The organism is Serratia sp. FDAARGOS_506 (assembly GCF_003812745.1).
In the GTDB taxonomy this organism is placed as follows: domain Bacteria; phylum Pseudomonadota; class Gammaproteobacteria; order Enterobacterales; family Enterobacteriaceae; genus Serratia.
The window spans coordinates 2,484,507-2,502,485 of record NZ_CP033831.1 but is presented as its reverse complement, the minus strand read 5'-3'; the positions used below and the strand labels follow the sequence as shown (position 1 = coordinate 2,502,485).

Here is a 17,979-nt window from a genome sequence, read left to right as displayed (position 1 = left end):
TAATTTCCGCCAGGTTGAGGGGGAATCTCATGAGACGCAAGCATCTAACGTTTCATAAAATCTGGTTAATGAGTATATGGGGATGAATCGCTTACATTCAACGGCAAGAATGCAGGAAAAAGAAATGGGGGATGAAATCCCCCATTTTGCTGATAACGCTCTGGTTTGACTGGTTAATTATTCGCCAGACGCCTGAGCTTCCGGCTTGCCGTAAATCAGCAGCGGCTTGGATTGGCCGGCGATCACCGACTCATCGATCACCACTTTGTCTACGCTGTCCATCGACGGCAGATCGTACATGGTGTCGAGCAGCGCGCCTTCCACGATGGAACGCAGGCCGCGGGCGCCGGTTTTGCGCGCCATGGCTTTTTTGGCGATGGCATTCAGCGCTTCGTCGCGGAACTCCAGCTCCACGCCTTCCAGATTGAACAGCGCCTGATACTGTTTGGTCAGGGCGTTCTTCGGCTCTTTCAGGATCTGAATCAGCGCATCTTCGCTCAGCTCGCTCAAGGTCGCCACCACAGGCAGACGGCCGATGAACTCAGGGATCAGACCGAACTTGATCAGATCTTCCGGTTCGGCCTGCAGCAGCAGTTCGCCTTCGGTAGCCTTCTCGGACTCGCCCTTGACGGTTGCACCGAAGCCGATGCCGGAGCCGGTGTTAACGCGCTGGCCGATCACCTTATCCAGGCCGGCGAATGCGCCACCGCAGATAAACAGGATCTTGGAGGTGTCGACCTGCAGGAACTCCTGTTGCGGATGCTTGCGCCCACCCTGCGGCGGAACCGCGGCGATGGTGCCTTCAATCAGCTTCAGCAGCGCCTGCTGCACGCCTTCACCCGAGACGTCACGCGTGATCGACGGGTTGTCGGACTTGCGGGAAATCTTATCGATTTCATCGATATAAACGATGCCGCGCTGCGCTTTCTGCACGTCATAGTCACATTTTTGCAACAGCTTCTGGATAATATTTTCCACGTCCTCGCCCACGTAGCCGGCTTCGGTCAGCGTGGTGGCATCGGCCATGGTGAACGGCACGTCCAGGAAGCGCGCCAGCGTTTCCGCCAGCAGGGTTTTGCCGCTGCCGGTCGGGCCGATCAGCAAGATGTTGCTCTTGCCCAACTCGATACCGTTGCTGGTATCGCCGTTGCGCAGGCGTTTGTAGTGGTTGTACACCGCAACCGCCAGCACTTTCTTCGCCTGCTCCTGACCGATGACATAGTCATCCAGGTGGTGGCGAATTTCGTGCGGCGTCGGCAGCGCACTGCGCTCACGATGCGGGGCAACTTCTTTAATCTCTTCGCGAATAATGTCGTTACACAGATCGACACATTCATCGCAGATATACACTGACGGCCCGGCAATCAGCTTACGCACTTCATGCTGGCTTTTGCCGCAAAAAGAGCAGTACAGCAGCTTTCCTGAACCGTCTTTGCGCTTATCTGTCATCAGTCAAACCTCTTCTTTAGTCTTGTCCCGCAGGAAAATCACGGCGGCAGTGCGCCCAAACTCATATCGGAACGCCGGGGGGCCACAACAGAGCGAGCCCCTGCCCACTCTGATTACTATAGTCCATCGGCGCCGCGTGGTTCTAGCTGCGGTGTGTCAGAATGCCGTCAACCAGGCCGTATTCCACGGCTTCTTCCGCGGTCATAAAGCGATCGCGCTCGGTGTCGCGCTCGATCTGCTCCAGCGGCTGGCCGGTATGCTCGGCCATCAGTTCGTTCATGCGCGCTTTCACCTTGAGGATTTCACGCGCGTGGATTTCAATGTCCGTCGCCTGGCCCTGGTAGCCACCCAGCGGCTGGTGAATCATCACACGCGAGTTCGGCAGGCAGAAACGTTTGCCTTTGGCGCCCGCGGTCAGCAGGAAGGAGCCCATCGAGCACGCCTGGCCCATACAGATGGTGCTGACGTCCGGCTTGATGAACTTCATGGTGTCGTAAATCGACATGCCCGCGGTGATCACCCCGCCCGGCGAGTTGATGTAGAGGAAAATGTCTTTTTCCGGGCTTTCCGCTTCGAGGAACAGCATTTGCGCCACGATCAGGTTGGCCATGTGATCTTCCACCTGGCCGGTCAGGAAAATGATGCGCTCTTTCAGCAGGCGGGAATAGATGTCGTAAGAACGCTCCCCGCGTGAAGTCTGCTCTACCACCATCGGCACCAGCGCCATGTTCGGTGCAAATTGATCTCGTTCGCCACTGTATGACATTACCGTCTCCTAATAGAAATTGCCTTGGCGGCCAGGGTGTCACCCTAATACGCCGATTCTACTTGAGAACGGCCATGATGACTATGCTCAAGCATTCGACCCGCGCCACACGTACCCGACGGTTATTTCATCCCGCGCACTTTGGCAAACAGCCCCAGAATTATTCTTTACAGATTGGGGGATCCCGGCGCGATTTCAAGCCCAGAGGCCGATTTTCTCCGCGCGCCGAAAACGATGCCGTTATTCTGACCGTTATCATGCCAGCCAGTTCCCCAGGCAACAGGGTAAATATAGTGCATATTGCATCGCTTAACCTGAGATTAATCAGCAACGTGGCAAAAAGAAAAGCCCGCAACCTGGGGTTGCGGGCTTTTTCATCGTGCACCGATTCGCCAGGCGAAACCGGGGGCGCCTTTCATCGCGCCCGGCACGCCGGCATTACGCCTGTTGAGTCTGGTTCATCAGCTCGCTGAAGGTAGTGGCTTTTTCAGTCACTTTCGCTTTTGCCAACAGGGCTTCAACCGCTTGCTCTTCCAGAGCCACGTTGCGCATGTTGTTCATCAGCTCTTTGTTTTTGCTGTAGAACTCGATGACTTCGCTCGGATCTTCATAGGCGGAGGCCATTTCTTCGATCAGCGTCTTCACGCGGTCTTCGTCAGCTTTCAGATCGTTGGTGCTGATCACTTCGCCCAGCAGCAGGCCAACCACTACGCGGCGTTTCGCTTGCTCTTCGAATAGCTCGCGTGGCAGTTCCAGCGCTTGCTTCTCGTTGCCGCCGAAACGCTGTGCAGCCTGACGACGCAGTACGTCGATTTCGCCGTCGATCAGGGCAGCAGGCACGTCGATTTCGTTCGCGCTCACCAGACCGTCGATCGCCTGAGACTTGATGCGGTTACGCACGGCGCCTTTCAGCTCGCGCTCCATGTTCTTGCGAACTTCGGTACGCAGGCCGGCAACGGAACCGTCCGCCACGCCGAAACGCTTGATGAACTCTTCGGTCAGTTCCGGCAGCTCGCGCTCTTCAACTTTCTTCAGCACGATAGCGAATTTGGCCGCTTTGCCCTTCAGGTTTTCCGCGTGGTAGTCTTCCGGGAAGTTCACGTCGATGGAGAACTCTTCGCCCGCTTTGTGACCGACCAGGCCTTCTTCGAAGCCTGGGATCATGCGGCCCTGGCCCATTGCCAGTACGAAGTCGGACGCTTTGCCGCCTTCGAACTCTTCACCGTCGATAGAACCGGTGAAGTCAACGGTCACGCGATCTTCAGCTTCCGCTGCGCGATCGGTTTCTTTCCAGGTCGCCTGCTGCTTGCGCAGGGTGTCCAGCATCGCGTCGACGTCTTCGTCGTTCACTTCAACCACTGGTTTTTCAACTTCGATGTTTTCCAGGCCTTTCAGCTCAACTTCTGGATACACTTCGAATTCAACGGCGAAAGTGAAGTCTTCACCTTCTTTGTACTCGCCTGGCACGTAGTTTGGTGCGCCGGCCGGATTAATCTTTTCTTTGATGATCGCGTCAACGAAGCTGCGTTGCATCGCTTCGCCCAGCACGTCCTGACGAACAGAGGCGCCATAACGCTGTTCCACGATGTTCATCGGCACTTTGCCTTTGCGGAAGCCGTCGATACGCACGCTTTTCGCTGCGTTGATCAGCTCTTTCTTCACCGCCTGTTTGATAGTATCAGCCGGTACAGTAATAGAGAGACGGCGCCCAAGGCCTTGAGTGGTTTCTACTGAAACTTGCATCTTGTTACCTCAAAAAAATCACAGTGCTCGGTCAACTCCGTTCCAAGAACCAGGACGGCTACAAATAAGAACCGAGTTCCCTGATGACAGAAGCGTCCCGAAACCATTCCGGAAAAATAAGACGCGACATTATAGCGGCGCATGCATGGCGAGTCGAGGAAAGCTAGGCGGCGCAGGCGCGCTAAAACTCACACTTTTGCCGATTCGATCGCCAAAAGGCCGCCAAAACAGACCGAACGTTGGCCATATTGCGCATCGGCCGTGTCGTCGTCAAAAACAGAAACGGCCCGCAGGCCGTTTCAAAATTCGTCAGTAGTAATACCCTAATTCAAGGGCAAAGTTCCACTGATACCTGAAAATTTCCCCCTCAGGCCAGCGTCCCGGCGCCGCGACACGGCGGCGAGGCCGGCACGGTATCCTGCAGCCCTTCCCACTCTTTGAGCGTATAGGTGTGCAACGCCAGCGCGTGTACGCCGTCCGCCAACTCCTCCGACAGCACGCCGTAGATGGAGCGGTGGCGCGTCAAAAAACGTTCGCCGACGAAGCGATCGCTGACCAATACCACTTTGAAATGGCTTTCTGAACCCGCCGGAACGTTATGACGATAGCTTTCATCAACGACTTCCAGATACGCGGGCTCAAACGCCGCCCTTAACTTTGCTTCTATTTGCTCGCGAATCATAGGATCTCCTTACAACACCGGCAGAGGACCATGCCCATCTAGTTCAATATTAGCCGGTTTTCCCCCATTTAGACCATCACCGGGACAAATTTCTGTTTTCTGCGGTCAAATGATGAGCGCCATCCCCACCGCTTGGGGGATTATCCGATTGAGCGGGCCAAAAAAGCGTGTTTTTATCAACGGCAGGTAAAAATTTGTCACTCATGCGCCTTCCGCGCTTCCACCCTACGGCGGCGATGCTATGATGTCGGCAATTTGTTATCGGCCATCCCGCTCTGATTATTGCTAAATCCATCGAGAATGAGACAGAAAACATGATAAAGAAACTTTGTCTTCCTTTGCTGGCCGCACTGCTGCTGGCCGGCTGTGCAACCAGCAGCAACACCCTGAACGTGACGCCGAAAATCGTTCTGCCGCAGCAGGATCCAACCCTGCAGGGCATCACCGTCAGCATCAACGGCGCGGATCAGCGCACCGATCAGGCGCTGGCCAAAGTGAACCGTGACGGCCAACTGGTCACGCTGACGCCATCGCGCGATCTGCGTTTCCTGCTGCAGGAAGTGCTGGAGAAACAGATGGGTGCACGCGGCTACATGATCGGCGCCGACGGCCCGGTGGCGCTGCAGATCGTCGTCAACAACCTGTACGCGGACGTCTCCGAAGGTAACCTGCGCTACAACATCACCACCAAAGCCGACATCTCGATCATCGCCCAAGCGAAGAACGGCAACAAGCAGGTGAAGAATTACCGCTCGACGTATAACGTGCAGGGCGCCTTCACGGCGACCAACGAGAAGATCACCGACGCCGTCAATACCGTGCTGGGCGACGTAATCGCCGACATGGCCCAGGACACCAGCGTCAACGATTTCATCAAGCAAAACGCGCGCTAATCGACGCGCCTTGTGCCGCCCGGCAGATCGGGCGGCGCAGACAGGGAACTCATGTCGAAACACTATCTGAACATCTTCACCCAGCGTAACTCCGCCATTCTGCTGTTGCTGGGCTTCGCGTCAGGTCTGCCGCTGGCATTGACCTCCGGCACGCTGCAAGCCTGGATGACCGTCGAAAATATCGATTTGAAAACTATCGGCATCTTCTCGCTGGTGGGCCAGGCCTACGTCTTCAAATTCCTCTGGTCGCCGTTTATGGACCGCTATACCCCACCGTTCCTCGGGCGGCGGCGCGGTTGGTTGCTGATTAGCCAGCTGCTGCTGGTGGCGGCGATCGTGGCGATGGGCTTTATGCAACCCGCGCAGCACCTGTGGTGGCTGGCAGCGTTAGCGGTGCTGGTGGCGTTCTGCTCCGCCTCGCAGGATATTGTGTTCGACGCCTATAAAACCGACCTGTTGAAAGCCGAAGAACGCGGGGCAGGCGCGGCAATCTCGGTGCTGGGCTACCGGCTGGCGATGCTGGTTTCCGGCGGCCTGGCGCTGTGGCTGGCGGATCGTTATTTCGGCTGGCAAGCCACCTACTGGCTGATGGCTGGATTGATGCTGATCGGCGTGGCCGCCACGCTGCTGGCACCAGAGCCGGACGAAAGCATCCCGGCGCCGCGCACCATGGAACAGGCGGTCGTCGCGCCGCTGCGTGATTTCTTCGGCCGTAATAACGCCTGGCTGATCCTACTGCTAATCGTGATGTACAAAATGGGCGACGCTTTCGCCGGCAGCCTGAGCACCACCTTCCTGATCCGCGGCGTGGGGTTCGACGCCGGTGAAGTCGGGCTGGTGAACAAAACCCTCGGCCTGTTCGCCACCATCGTCGGCGCCCTGTTCGGCGGTGTGCTGATGCAACGTCTCAGCCTGTTCCGCGCGCTGATGCTGTTCGGTGTCCTGCAGGCGGTCTCCAACCTCGGGTATTGGATCCTGGCGGTGACCGACAAGAGCCTGCTCACCATGGGCAGCGCCATCTTCCTCGAAAACCTGTGCGGCGGCATGGGCACCGCGGCCTTCGTGGCGCTGCTGATGACGCTGTGCAACCGTTCGTTCTCGGCCACCCAGTTCGCGCTGCTGTCGGCGCTGTCCGCCGTGGGGCGCGTCTATGTCGGCCCGATCGCCGGCTGGTTCGTCGAAGCCCACGGTTGGCCGCTGTTCTACCTGTTCTCTATCGCCGCAGCCCTGCCCGGCTTGCTGCTGCTCGGCATCTGCCGCCAGACGCTGGAACATACCCAGCAACATGGCGACTTTATGCCGCGCACCGAGTTTTCAGGATCTTACCGCTGGGCGCTGCACCTGTTGACGCTGGGCTGCTCGCTGTTGGGCCTGTGGTTGCTGCTGCTGATAGCCAATGCGCTCGACTGGACGCAGGCACCGCTGTTGGCAGAGCGGCTGCTGCAGGCAGGCGCCGCGCTGAGTTTGCTCGGCGTCGCGATGGGCAGCACGCTGGATTACCTGGCCCTGCGCCGCACCCGTTTGGCATAATCTGACCGGCCGGCGATTTCGCCGGCCGAAAAAAAAGCGATCCGGGGATATATTTATTTTGGTAAAAAAAGATAATCGACGCGGAAATTATTTTTTTATCCGACTACCGCACTCGGAAATAAAATTAAATTCACCTTTAAGACACAATTATTTTACATTAAATAAACCTTTTCTGCGTATTTCCCCGCCGCGCATTTCTTCACCAAATTCATCATACCTTTAGTTTTCCTTCACATACGGGCTGCTCGTCACGATTCAGCGTGCCAACGCGTTGTTGTCATTGGTAAATTGTCACGCAGGGTTACATCTGTGACCCCCTTAACAGAAAGTGTCAACAAGCCGCTGACACTCCCTTAAGCATGTTTACAGTACTGCAACCTTCCCGTAAAATGCCCGCACACATGAAACGACAATTGAGCCTTTGTTATTGAGGTCGTTAGATGAGACTTAAGAAATACAATAAAAGTATTGGGATGCTGTCATTAATCGCAGCCACTGTATTGCTCAGTGGTTGCGATATGGTTTTGATGAATCCCAAAGGAGCAATTGGTGTTGAGCAACGGACACTGATTATCACTGCAATCGCGTTGATGTTGATCGTGGTGGTGCCAGTTATCTTCATGGCGTTCGCCTTTGCCTGGAAGTATCGCGCTTCCAACAAAGACGCCAAGTACAGTCCGAACTGGGCCCACTCCAACAAGATCGAAGCGGTCGTCTGGACCATTCCTATCATTATCATCGCCATCCTTGGCACCATTACCTGGAAGACTACCCACGAACTCGACCCGTTCAAGCCGATTGTCACCGACAAGAAGCCGATGACGATCGAAGTGGTGTCGCTCGACTGGAAATGGCTGTTCATCTACCCGGAACAAGGCATTGCGACTGTTAATGAGCTGGCTTTCCCGAAAGATGTTCCAGTCGAATTCAAGATCACCTCTAACTCGGTAATGAACTCGTTCTTTATCCCGCAGTTGGGTGGACAGATTTATGCGATGGCCGGCATGCAGACCAAACTGCACCTGATCGGCAACGAAGCCGGTGCCTACAAGGGCATCTCCAGCAGCTACAGCGGCGCAGGCTTCTCCGGTATGAAATTCACCGCGATCGTTACCCCGACCGAAGGCGACTTCGATCAATGGGTGGCGAAGGTGAAGGCATCGCCTAAAAACCTGAACACCACCGACGACTTTAACAAACTGGCAGAGCCGAGTGAAAACAACCCGGTCGAGTACTTTGCCGCTGTCAAACCGAATTTGTTCAAAGAAACAATTGCCAAATTCATGGGCGACATGGATATGCACAAGGGCGCTGGTGCGCACGAAGGCATGGACATGAGCCAAGGTATGGACATGGGTGAACATGCTGCTCACGCCGGAGCCGAGGAATAACTGATGTTGGGAAAATTAACACTTGATGCGGTTCCGTACCACGAACCGATCATCATGGTCACCGTAGCCGCAATTATTGTCGGGGGCCTGGCAGTGCTGGCGCTGCTGACATATTTCGGCAAATGGAAGTGGCTGTGGAGCGAATGGCTGACTTCGGTCGACCATAAAAAAATTGGTATCATGTACATCATCGTGGCGATGGTCATGCTGCTGCGCGGCTTTGCCGACGCCATCATGATGCGTAGCCAGCAGGCGTTGGCGTCCGCCGGCGAAGCCGGGTTCCTGCCGCCGCACCACTATGACCAGATCTTCACCGCGCACGGCGTTATCATGATCTTCTTCATGGCGATGCCTTTCGTGGTCGGCCTGATGAACGTCGTGGTGCCGCTGCAAATCGGTGCACGCGACGTTGCCTTCCCGTTCCTGAACTCCCTGAGCTTCTGGTTCTTCGTGGTGGGCGTTGTGCTGATCAACATCTCCCTGGGGGTCGGTGAGTTCGCTCAGACCGGTTGGCTGGCGTATCCGCCGCTGTCCGGTAAAGAGTACAGTCCTGGCGTCGGGGTCGATTACTGGATCTGGAGTCTGCAGATTTCCGGTCTGGGTACCTTGCTGACCGGCGTGAACTTCTTCGCCACCATTCTGAAGATGCGTGCCCCTGGCATGCCTATGATGAAGATGCCGGTGTTCACCTGGGCGGCCCTGTGTACTAACGTCCTGATCATCGTTTCTTTCCCAATTCTGACCGTCACCATCGCGCTGCTGACCCTGGATCGCTATCTGGGCACCCATTTCTTCACCAATGATATGGGCGGCAACATGATGATGTACATCAACCTGATTTGGGCCTGGGGTCACCCAGAGGTGTATATCCTGGTTCTGCCGGTGTTCGGCGTCTTCTCCGAAGTCACCGCGACCTTCTCCAGAAAACGCCTGTTCGGCTATACCTCACTGGTATGGGCAACCATCGCGATCACCGTTCTGTCGTTCATCGTATGGCTGCACCACTTCTTCACCATGGGGTCCGGCGCGAACGTTAACGCCTTCTTCGGTATCGCCACCATGATCATTTCCATCCCGACCGGGGTGAAAATCTTCAACTGGCTGTTCACCATGTATCAGGGCCGTATCAAGCTCAACTCCGCGATGCTGTGGACCGTTGGCTTCATCATCACCTTCTCCGTGGGTGGTATGACCGGCGTTCTGCTGGCGGTGCCGGGCGCGAACTTCGTGCTGCACAACAGCCTGTTCCTAATCGCTCACTTCCACAACGTCATCATCGGCGGCGTGGTGTTCGGCTGCTTCGCTGGCCTGACCTACTGGTTCCCGAAATCCTTCGGCTTCACGCTGAACGAAAAATGGGGCATCCGCGCGTTCTGGTTCTGGATCATCGGCTTCTTCACCGCCTTCATGCCGCTGTACGCATTGGGCTTTATGGGCATGACCCGTCGTATCAGCCAGAACATCAACCCTGAGTTCCACCCTCTGCTGCTGGTTGCAGCCGGCGGTGCGGCGCTGATCGCCTGCGGCATCCTGTGCCAGCTGACCCAGATCTTCGTCAGTATCCGTGACCGCGAACAGAACCGCGATCTGACCGGTGACCCATGGGGCGCTCGTACTCTGGAGTGGTCAACCTCGTCTCCACCTCCGTTCTATAACTTTGCCGTAGTACCTAAAATTCATGACCGTGACGAGTTCTGGGACATGAAAGAAAAAGGCGAAGCGTATAAGAAACCGGCTAAATACGAACCGATTCATATGCCTAAGAACACCGGCGCCGGCGTTATCATCGCCTTCTTCAGCCTGGTCTTCGGTTTCGCAATGATTTGGGAAATCTGGTGGATGGCTCTGGCCGGCTTCATCGGTATGATCGTTGTCTGGATCGGCAAGAGCTTCGATCACGATGTTGACTACTATGTGCAGGTTGATGAAATCGAGCGCATTGAGAACCAACACTACGAACAAATCCGTAAAGCAGGCGTGAACCATGTCAACTGAAACTCTGACCAATCATAACGCAGCCCATGCAGAGCATGGGCACCACGATGCGGGTGAGACCAAAGTCTTCGGATTCTGGATCTACCTGATGAGCGACTGTATTTTGTTTGCGAGCTTGTTCGCAACTTATGCAGTCCTGGTGAACGGGACCGCTGGCGGTCCCTCAGGCAAAGACATCTTCGACCTGAAGTTTGTCCTGGTCGAAACTTTCCTGCTGTTGTTCAGCTCCATCACCTACGGCATGGCGATGATCGCCATGAACAAGGGTAAAGTTGGCGGTGTAAACACCTGGCTGTTCCTGACCTTCCTGTTTGGTCTGGGCTTCGTGGCGATGGAAATCTATGAATTCCATCACCTGATCGCCGAAGGCTTCGGTCCGGATCGCAGCGCGTTCCTGTCCAGCTTCTTCGCGCTGGTCGGCACCCACGGTCTGCACGTGACTTCCGGCCTGATTTGGATCATCGTACTGATGATTCAGGTGAGCAAGTTCGGCCTGACCGCGACCAACAAAACCCGCCTGATGTGCCTGAGCCTGTTCTGGCACTTCCTGGACGTGGTCTGGATCTGCGTATTTACCGTTGTCTACCTGCTGGGGGTTATGTAATGAGCCATTCATCCCATGAAACCTCTCACGGCGGCGCAAGCCACGGCAGCGTGAAGTCATACCTGGTCGGCTTTATCCTGTCGATCATCCTGACGGTAATTCCATTTGCGATGGTAATGAACGGCACCGCCTCTCATTCCACCATCCTGGCGGTTGTTGTCGGCATGGCGGTTATCCAGGTGATTGTTCACCTGGTTTACTTCCTGCACATGAACACCTCATCGGAAGAGCGCTGGAACCTGGTGGCATTGCTGTTCACCGCTATGATCATCGGTATCGTTGTTGTAGGTTCACTCTGGATTATGTACAACCTCAACATCAATATGATGGTCGATTAAGAGCTGAGCTGCACGTGATGATTAAGCAATACCTGCAAGTCACTAAACCAGGAATTATTTTCGGCAATTTAATTTCTGTCGTTGGGGGATTCCTGCTCGCTTCCAAAGGGAGCATCGACTATCCCCTGTTTCTCGCCACCCTGGTGGGTGTCTCGTTGGTGGTCGCGTCGGGCTGTGTGTTTAACAACTACATCGACCGCGACATCGACAAGAAAATGGAGAGAACGAAGAATCGGGTGCTGGTAAAAGGCCTGATCGCGCCGAGTGTCACCCTGGTTTATGCGACCGCTTTGGGTATTGCGGGCTTTGCGTTGCTGTATATCGCGGCCAACCCGCTGGCCATGTGGCTGGCGGTGATGGGCTTCGTGGTTTATGTCGGCGTTTACAGCCTGTACATGAAACGCCACTCGGTCTACGGCACGCTGATCGGCAGCCTGTCGGGCGCCGCACCGCCGGTTATCGGCTACTGCGCGGTGACCAACGAGTTCGACGCCGGTGCGTTGATCCTGCTGGCTATCTTTAGCCTGTGGCAGATGCCGCATTCTTATGCGATCGCTATCTTCCGCTTTAAAGATTACCAGGCGGCCAACATTCCGGTCCTGCCGGTGGTGAAAGGCATTTCCGTCGCCAAGAACCACATCACGGTCTACATCCTGGCATTTATGATCGCCACGCTGATGCTGACCCTGGTAGGTTATGCCGGCTACAAGTACCTGATCGTCGCTGCGGCGGTGAGCGTATGGTGGCTCGGCATGGCGCTGCGCGGTTACAAGACCGAAAACGACAGCGTCTGGGCACGTAAACTGTTCGTGTTCTCCATCGTCGCCATCACCTCACTGAGCGTGATGATGTCGATCGACTTCAGCGCAACTGCGGCGCCTGAAGCGCTGGTGACCTACGTTTGGTAAGCCAAATCATCTGTAAATGGGCCGCTTTTGCGGCCCATTTTATTTGTCACACCAAAAAGCGGCCGAACTGTAATATCTGTTAAACAACATTCGATTTACCCCCCCTGCCCTGCACACTAAAATGACGCAGTTTTACAGAAATCATGCCATCAGGCGCTGTTTCAACGTCTGATGGCATGGTTTTTACCGAGGTTTGATGTGAACGATAATTCAATGACCCCGCAGGAGCGCCGCGCCACCTGGGGATTGGGCACCGTATTCTCCCTGCGCATGCTCGGCATGTTTATGGTACTGCCGGTGCTGACCACCTACGGCATGGCGCTCAACGGCGCCAGCGAAGCGCTGATCGGCATCGCCATCGGCATCTACGGCCTGGCCCAGGCGGTGTTTCAAATCCCGTTCGGCCTGGTATCCGATCGCATCGGCCGCAAGCCGCTGATCGTCGGCGGCCTGCTGATCTTTGCCCTCGGCAGCGTGATCGCCGCCGTTACCGATTCGATCTGGGGCGTGATCCTCGGGCGCGCGTTGCAAGGTTCGGGCGCGATCGCCGCCGCGGTAATGGCGCTGCTCTCCGATCTTACCCGCGAACAGAACCGCACCAAGGCGATGGCGTTTATCGGCGTCAGCTTCGGCATCACCTTTGCCATCGCCATGGTATTGGGCCCCATCATTACCCATGCCTTCGGCCTGCATGCGCTGTTCTGGATGATCGCCGTACTGGCGCTGGCCGGCATCGTCATCACTCTGGCGGTGGTGCCCTCCGCCGACACTCACCTGCTGAACCGCGAGTCCAGCATCGTGCGCGGCAGCTTCAGCAAGGTGCTGAGCAACTCGCGCCTGCTGAAACTCAACTTCGGCATCATGTGCCTGCATATTCTGCTGATGTCGAGCTTCGTGGCGCTGCCGCTGGCGATGGAAAAAGCCGGGCTGGCGGCCAGCGAACACTGGATCGTCTATCTGGTCACCATGCTGGTGTCGTTTGCCGCCGTGGTGCCTTTCATCATCTATGCCGAAAAATATCGCCGCATGAAGCAGGTCTTTATGGGCTGCGTGGCGGTGCTGTTCTGCGCCGAAGTGCTGCTGTGGCTCTCCGGTGCGCACCTGTGGGGCATCATCGCCGGCGTGCAGCTGTTCTTCATGGCCTTCAACGTGATGGAAGCCATTCTGCCTTCGCTGATCAGCAAAGAATCGCCGGCCGGCTATAAGGGCACCGCGATGGGCGTCTACTCCACCAGCCAGTTTATCGGCGTGGCGATCGGCGGTAGCCTCGGCGGCTGGCTGTACGGTTTGCAGGGCGCAGGGCTGGTGTTTATCGCCGGCGCCGTATTGGCCGCGGTTTGGTTCCTGGTCAGCAGCACCATGAAAGAGCCGCCGTATGTCAGCAGCCTGCGCATTACGCTGTCGGAACTGGCGGTGAAGGATTCGGCGCTGGAAAGCCGCCTGAAGGCGCAGCCCGGCGTGGCCGAGGCGATCGTGGTGCCGGAAGAGCGCAGCGCCTACGTCAAGGTGGATACCAAGCAGACCAATCGCGGTCAGCTGGAAGCGCTGGTCAATTCGCTGTAAAGAATCAGGGCCGGCAATGCCGGCCCCGTAAAGATTAATCGCGGAAGTTCTTGAACTGGAACGGCTGCCCCAGATCGCCGCCGCGCACCAGCGCCATCACGCTCTGCAAATCGTCGCGTGACTTGCCGGTCACCCGTACTTCTTCGCCCTGGATCTGCGCCTGCACCTTCAGCTTGCTGTCTTTGATCAGCTTGACGATTTTCTTCGCCACAGAGGTTTCAATCCCCTGCTTCAGCTTGGCTTCCACGCTGTAGGTTTTACCGCTGTGGGTAAACTCTTCCGGGATCTCCAGCGCGGCGCCGTCGATGCTGCGCTTGCTCAGCTTTTCGCGCAGAATGTCGAGCAGCTGCTGCACCTGGAAATCAGACTCGGTGGCAACCTTGATGCTTTGATTCTTCTCGTTTAGCTCAAAGCTGGCCGGCACGTTGCGAAAATCCCAGCGGGTGCCGAGATCGCGGGTGGCATTCTCAACGGCGTTACGTACTTCCTGCATATCAATTTCGGAAACGATGTCGAAAGATGGCATACTTCTTCCTCCTGAATGAGTGCCTAATAGCTTAGGCGATTTTGATGCCGAGCATGATAACCGCTTTGCCGCCTCAGACAAAATCTGCCGAACGCACGCAGGGATAGCGCTTCGGGCTGCCATAAAGCCTATAGTTAATTCACGGTAATTGAGCGGTATTCCCGTGTTTCCAAGGAGACTGAATGAAAATAACCATTCTTGGTTGCGGCGCGCTCGGACAACTGTGGCTCTCCCGGCTGTATCAGCAGGGTCACGATGTACAGGGATGGCTAAGAGTGCCGCAGCCTTTTTGCGCCGTGAACGTGATAGAGCCGGAAGGCGTCTCGTTCAATCGCAACTTGCCCACCAACGATCCGGAGCACCTCGCGCAAAGCGAGCTGCTGCTGGTGACGCTGAAAGCCTGGCAGGTGTCCAGCGCGGTCAGCGCGCTGCTGCCGAAGCTGAACCCCCTGTGCGCCATTTTGCTGCTGCACAACGGCATGGGCACCCAGGAGGAGCTGCCGCCGAACGGCCAGCCGATCCTGCAGGGCACTACCACCCATGCCGCGCGCCACGAAGGCAGCACCATTATCCACGTCGCCACCGGCATCACCCACATCGGCCCGACCTCGCCGGCTGCCCAGCACCTCAGCCATCTGGCGGAAGTGCTGCATCAGGCGCTGCCCGACGTCGCCTGGCACAACAACATCGCCTCGGCCAACTGGCGCAAGCTGGCGGTCAACTGCGTGATCAACCCGTTGACGGCATTGTACGGCTGCCGCAACGGCGATCTCCAGCGCTACCCGGAACAGATCGAAACGCTGTGCCGTGAGGTTGCCGCCGTGATGGCGATGGAGGGCTACCACACCTCCTGCGAAGGTCTGATGCAATACGTGATGGACGTGATCCACAGCACCGCCGACAACGTTTCGTCGATGCTGCAAGACATTCGCAGCCAGCGGCATACCGAGATCGACTACATCACCGGCTACCTGTTGCGCCGCGCGCGCAGCCACGGCCTCACGCTGCCGGAGAATGCGCGGCTGTTTGAACTGATTAAACGAAAGGAAAATGAATATGAGCGTATCGGCGCTGGTCTGCCTGGCACCTGGTAGCGAAGAAACCGAAGCCGTCACCACCATCGATCTGCTGGTGCGGGCGGGCGTAAAAGTCACTACCGCCAGCGTTGCCGGCGACGGCGAGCTGACTATCGTCTGTTCGCGTGGCGTCAAACTGCTGGCCGACGCGGCGCTGGTGGCGATCGTTGATGAGCCGTTCGACGCCATCGTGCTGCCCGGCGGCCTGAAAGGCGCGGAATGCTTCCGCGACAGCCCGCTGCTGGTGGAAAAGGTGCGGCAGATGCATCTGCAGGGCAACATCGTCGCCGCCATCTGCGCGGCGCCGGCACTGGTGCTGCAGCACCACGATCTGTTTCCGGTTGGCAACATGACCGGCTTCCCGGGGTTGAAAGACCAGATCCCGGCGGATAAATGGATGGAGCGCCGCGTGGTGTACGACGCACGCGTCAACCTGCTCACCAGCCAGGGGCCGGGCACCGCGATGGAATTCGCGCTGAAGCTGATAGATCTGCTGCTTGGCAAGGCCAAAGCGGCGGAGATCGCCGCGCAGCTGGTGCTGATCCCAGGGATGTACGATTTCCGCGACTGAGCGGCCTGCCGATAAAAAAAGGGCTGAACACCGGTTCAGCCCTCGTTATTAATGCCGCTCCGCACTTTACGGGCGATAAACCTTCACGTTGCTGAAGCCCTGCTCCAGCAGGTACAGCGCCTGCAGGCGGCTCATCACGCCACGCTCGCAGTACAGCAGGTAGGTTTTACTCTGGTCCAGATCGCCGAACTGGGTGCTCAGCTTGTAGAACGGCAGCGCTTTCACTTCAACCTGTTCCAGCTGCAGCGGTTTTTCTTCCTGCTCGTCGTTGGAGCGGATATCCAGGATCACCTCATCGGCGCTAAAGGCCGCGACGGTTTCCACCTCGGTCACCTGCTCCTGCGCCTGTTCGGCGATGGAGCGGATATCGACGTTCTTCGCCTCGCTCACCACCCGGTCGAGAATGCTGAAATCGAAGTGGCTCTCTTCCTCTTCAATCTTGGCCTTGATCGCTTTCACCGTCGGGCTCTTCGAAATCACGCCGCAGTATTCCGGCATGGTTTTGGCGAAGTCTTCGGTGCCGATTTCACGCGCCAGTTTGATGATGTGCTCTTTATCGTGCGAGATCAGCGGACGCAGGATCAGGGTATCGGACGCATTGTCGATCAAACGCAGGTTGGTCAGCGTCTGGCTGGAGACCTGCCCCAGCGCCTCACCGGTCACCAGCGCCTGCACGCCGTAGCGTTCGGCCACCTGCGAAGCGGCTCGCACCATCATGCGCTTGAGCACTACGCCCATCTGGCCGTCGTCGACCTTCTCCAGGATCTCACCCACCACCGGCTCGAAGTCGATGGCGACGAAGCGCACCTTGTGCGAGCTGGCGAAGCGATTCCACAGGTAGTGCGCCACCTGCTTCACGCCGATCTCGTGCGCGGCGCCGCCCAGATTGAAGAAGCAAAAGTGCACGCGGCAGCCGCGGCGCATCAGCATATAGCTGGACACGCCCGAGTCGAAACCGCCGGAAATCAGCGACATTACGTCTTCCTGGGTGCCGACCGGGTAGCCGCCGATGCCTTCGAGGCGGCGTTTGACCAGCATCAGCTTGTCGTCTTCGATCTCCAGATTTACCGTGACCTGCGGGCGGGTCAGGTTAACGCGCGCGCTTTCGATATGCTGGTTCAGGCCGCCGCCGACGTAACGCTCCACGTCCTGCGAGTTGAACGCCTGCTTGCCGCGGCGTTTGACGCGCACGCAGAAGGTTTTGCCTTCCAGCTGGGCGCGATAGGCCTCCAGCGTCTGCTCGAAGATGTGGTGGATGTCGGTATAAGCGCGATCTTCCACTTCCAGAACATGGTGGATGCCGGGAATGCGCGTCAGGGCGTCGGCGATGATCGGCCGCTGGTTTTCATCTTTGGCGCGAACTTCGATATGATCCCAGTGACGGACGACCGCCAGCGTTTCATCATACTGCTTCAGGACGTTGCGAATATTGGTCGAGAGAATCTTGATAAAGCGCAAGCGCACAGATTGGCTCTTGATGGTGATTTCCGGGAACAATTTAATGATAAACTTCATGGCGGTCTTTGTTGTCAGATAAGAATTACGGCGCGGAGTATATCACCATATCGCCGTGCTCTGCGCACAAAACCACACATGAGCGCCATGATTTGCTAATCAAGATCCGCTAGGATAGGCTCTGGCGCCACGGTTCACATGATGACGTAAAAAGAAAATTATGCCGAAAAAACCAGCACAATCAGCCAGTACAGAGCAAACTGCCAGCTTTGAAAGCGCCCTCGGCGAGCTGGAAAGCATCGTGACGCGTCTGGAGTCGGGCGAACTGCCGCTGGAAGACGCGCTGAACGAGTTCGAACGCGGCGTACAGCTGGCGCGTCAGGGCCAGCAAAAACTGCAACAGGCGGAACAGCGTGTGCAGATACTTCTTAACGACAGCGCCGACGATGCGGCGCTGGCGCCTTTCACACCGGATGCCGAGTAACCGAC

At 56.9% G+C, this 17,979-nt stretch carries 17 protein-coding genes; 11 read left to right on the top strand and 6 right to left on the bottom strand.

Going from position 1 to position 17,979, the window contains the following annotated elements; genetic code table 11:
* Nucleotides 1-177 precede the first annotated feature (177 nt).
* The 4 genes from clpX to bolA form a co-directional block, all read right to left on the bottom strand.
* The gene (gene clpX / locus EGY12_RS12130; RefSeq protein WP_004940354.1) at nt 178-1,449 is read right to left on the bottom strand and encodes an ATP-dependent protease ATP-binding subunit ClpX; all 1,272 of its coding nucleotides are present in this window, start codon (nt 1,447-1,449) and stop codon (nt 178-180) included.
* 142 nt (nt 1,450-1,591) lie between these two features.
* Nucleotides 1,592-2,215 (bottom strand): ATP-dependent Clp endopeptidase proteolytic subunit ClpP, encoded by a 624-nt coding sequence (gene clpP / locus EGY12_RS12125; RefSeq protein WP_016928858.1) that lies wholly within the window; start codon nt 2,213-2,215, stop codon nt 1,592-1,594.
* A 438-nt stretch (nt 2,216-2,653) separates the two neighbouring features.
* Nucleotides 2,654-3,958 carry a trigger factor gene (gene tig, locus EGY12_RS12120; RefSeq protein ID WP_004940358.1) on the bottom strand — a complete coding sequence of 435 codons (1,305 nt, stop codon included), beginning with the start codon at nt 3,956-3,958 and terminating at the stop codon, nt 2,654-2,656.
* Nucleotides 3,959-4,325: 367 nt separating this feature from the next.
* Nucleotides 4,326-4,640 carry a transcriptional regulator BolA gene (gene bolA / locus EGY12_RS12115; protein ID WP_004940361.1) on the bottom strand — a complete coding sequence of 105 codons (315 nt, stop codon included), beginning with the start codon at nt 4,638-4,640 and terminating at the stop codon, nt 4,326-4,328.
* A 314-nt stretch (nt 4,641-4,954) separates the two neighbouring features.
* Here bolA and EGY12_RS12110 point away from each other — a divergent pair, with 314 nt between their 5' ends.
* From EGY12_RS12110 to EGY12_RS12075, 8 genes are all read left to right on the top strand, one after another.
* Entirely contained in the window at nt 4,955-5,533 is a 579-nt protein-coding gene (locus EGY12_RS12110; protein ID WP_123893803.1) for a lipoprotein, read from the top strand.
* Between the two features lie 51 nt (nt 5,534-5,584).
* Nucleotides 5,585-7,063: a muropeptide MFS transporter AmpG gene (ampG, locus tag EGY12_RS12105; protein ID WP_123893802.1), complete on the top strand. Its 1,479-nt coding sequence runs from the start codon at nt 5,585-5,587 to the stop codon at nt 7,061-7,063.
* Between the two features lie 440 nt (nt 7,064-7,503).
* Nucleotides 7,504-8,454 carry a cytochrome o ubiquinol oxidase subunit II gene (gene cyoA, locus EGY12_RS12100; protein WP_049199884.1) on the top strand — a complete coding sequence of 317 codons (951 nt, stop codon included), beginning with the start codon at nt 7,504-7,506 and terminating at the stop codon, nt 8,452-8,454.
* Between the two features lie 3 nt (nt 8,455-8,457).
* Nucleotides 8,458-10,449, top strand: a complete 1,992-nt coding sequence (gene cyoB, locus EGY12_RS12095) for a cytochrome o ubiquinol oxidase subunit I (protein WP_038876177.1) — start codon at nt 8,458-8,460, stop codon at nt 10,447-10,449.
* A complete protein-coding gene (locus EGY12_RS12090) occupies nt 10,439-11,053 on the top strand; it encodes a cytochrome o ubiquinol oxidase subunit III (protein ID WP_004940367.1) in 615 nt (204 codons plus the stop codon). Before cyoB ends, EGY12_RS12090 begins: the two co-directional genes overlap by 11 nt.
* Nucleotides 11,053-11,391, top strand: coding sequence for a cytochrome o ubiquinol oxidase subunit IV (locus EGY12_RS12085; RefSeq protein ID WP_019454195.1), 339 nt, complete (start codon nt 11,053-11,055; stop codon nt 11,389-11,391). The genes EGY12_RS12090 and EGY12_RS12085 overlap by 1 nt, the downstream gene beginning before the upstream one ends.
* Before the next feature lie 17 nt (nt 11,392-11,408).
* Nucleotides 11,409-12,299, top strand: a complete 891-nt coding sequence (cyoE, locus tag EGY12_RS12080) for a heme o synthase (protein ID WP_049199881.1) — start codon at nt 11,409-11,411, stop codon at nt 12,297-12,299.
* 198 nt (nt 12,300-12,497) lie between these two features.
* Nucleotides 12,498-13,862: an MFS transporter gene (locus tag EGY12_RS12075; RefSeq protein ID WP_172962919.1), complete on the top strand. Its 1,365-nt coding sequence runs from the start codon at nt 12,498-12,500 to the stop codon at nt 13,860-13,862.
* 34 nt (nt 13,863-13,896) lie between these two features.
* On the opposite strand, the gene EGY12_RS12070 is transcribed toward EGY12_RS12075, so the two are convergent.
* Nucleotides 13,897-14,388, bottom strand: a complete 492-nt coding sequence (locus EGY12_RS12070; protein ID WP_004940373.1) for a YajQ family cyclic di-GMP-binding protein — start codon at nt 14,386-14,388, stop codon at nt 13,897-13,899.
* A 182-nt stretch (nt 14,389-14,570) separates the two neighbouring features.
* On the opposite strand from EGY12_RS12070, the gene panE reads away from it, so the two are divergent.
* Both panE and yajL read left to right on the top strand, forming a co-directional pair.
* On the top strand, nt 14,571-15,482 hold the full coding sequence (gene panE, locus EGY12_RS12065; protein ID WP_123893800.1) for a 2-dehydropantoate 2-reductase: 912 nt from the start codon (nt 14,571-14,573) through the stop codon (nt 15,480-15,482).
* Nucleotides 15,445-16,035: a protein deglycase YajL gene (yajL, locus tag EGY12_RS12060; protein WP_123893799.1), complete on the top strand. Its 591-nt coding sequence runs from the start codon at nt 15,445-15,447 to the stop codon at nt 16,033-16,035. Before panE ends, yajL begins: the two co-directional genes overlap by 38 nt.
* Before the next feature lie 66 nt (nt 16,036-16,101).
* Here yajL and thiI read toward each other — a convergent pair whose 3' ends face one another.
* Nucleotides 16,102-17,550: a tRNA uracil 4-sulfurtransferase ThiI gene (gene thiI / locus EGY12_RS12055; RefSeq protein ID WP_123893798.1), complete on the bottom strand. Its 1,449-nt coding sequence runs from the start codon at nt 17,548-17,550 to the stop codon at nt 16,102-16,104.
* 160 nt (nt 17,551-17,710) lie between these two features.
* On the opposite strand from thiI, the gene xseB reads away from it, so the two are divergent.
* Nucleotides 17,711-17,974 carry an exodeoxyribonuclease VII small subunit gene (gene xseB / locus EGY12_RS12050; protein WP_015376838.1) on the top strand — a complete coding sequence of 88 codons (264 nt, stop codon included), beginning with the start codon at nt 17,711-17,713 and terminating at the stop codon, nt 17,972-17,974.
* Nucleotides 17,975-17,979: the final 5 nt, after the last annotated feature.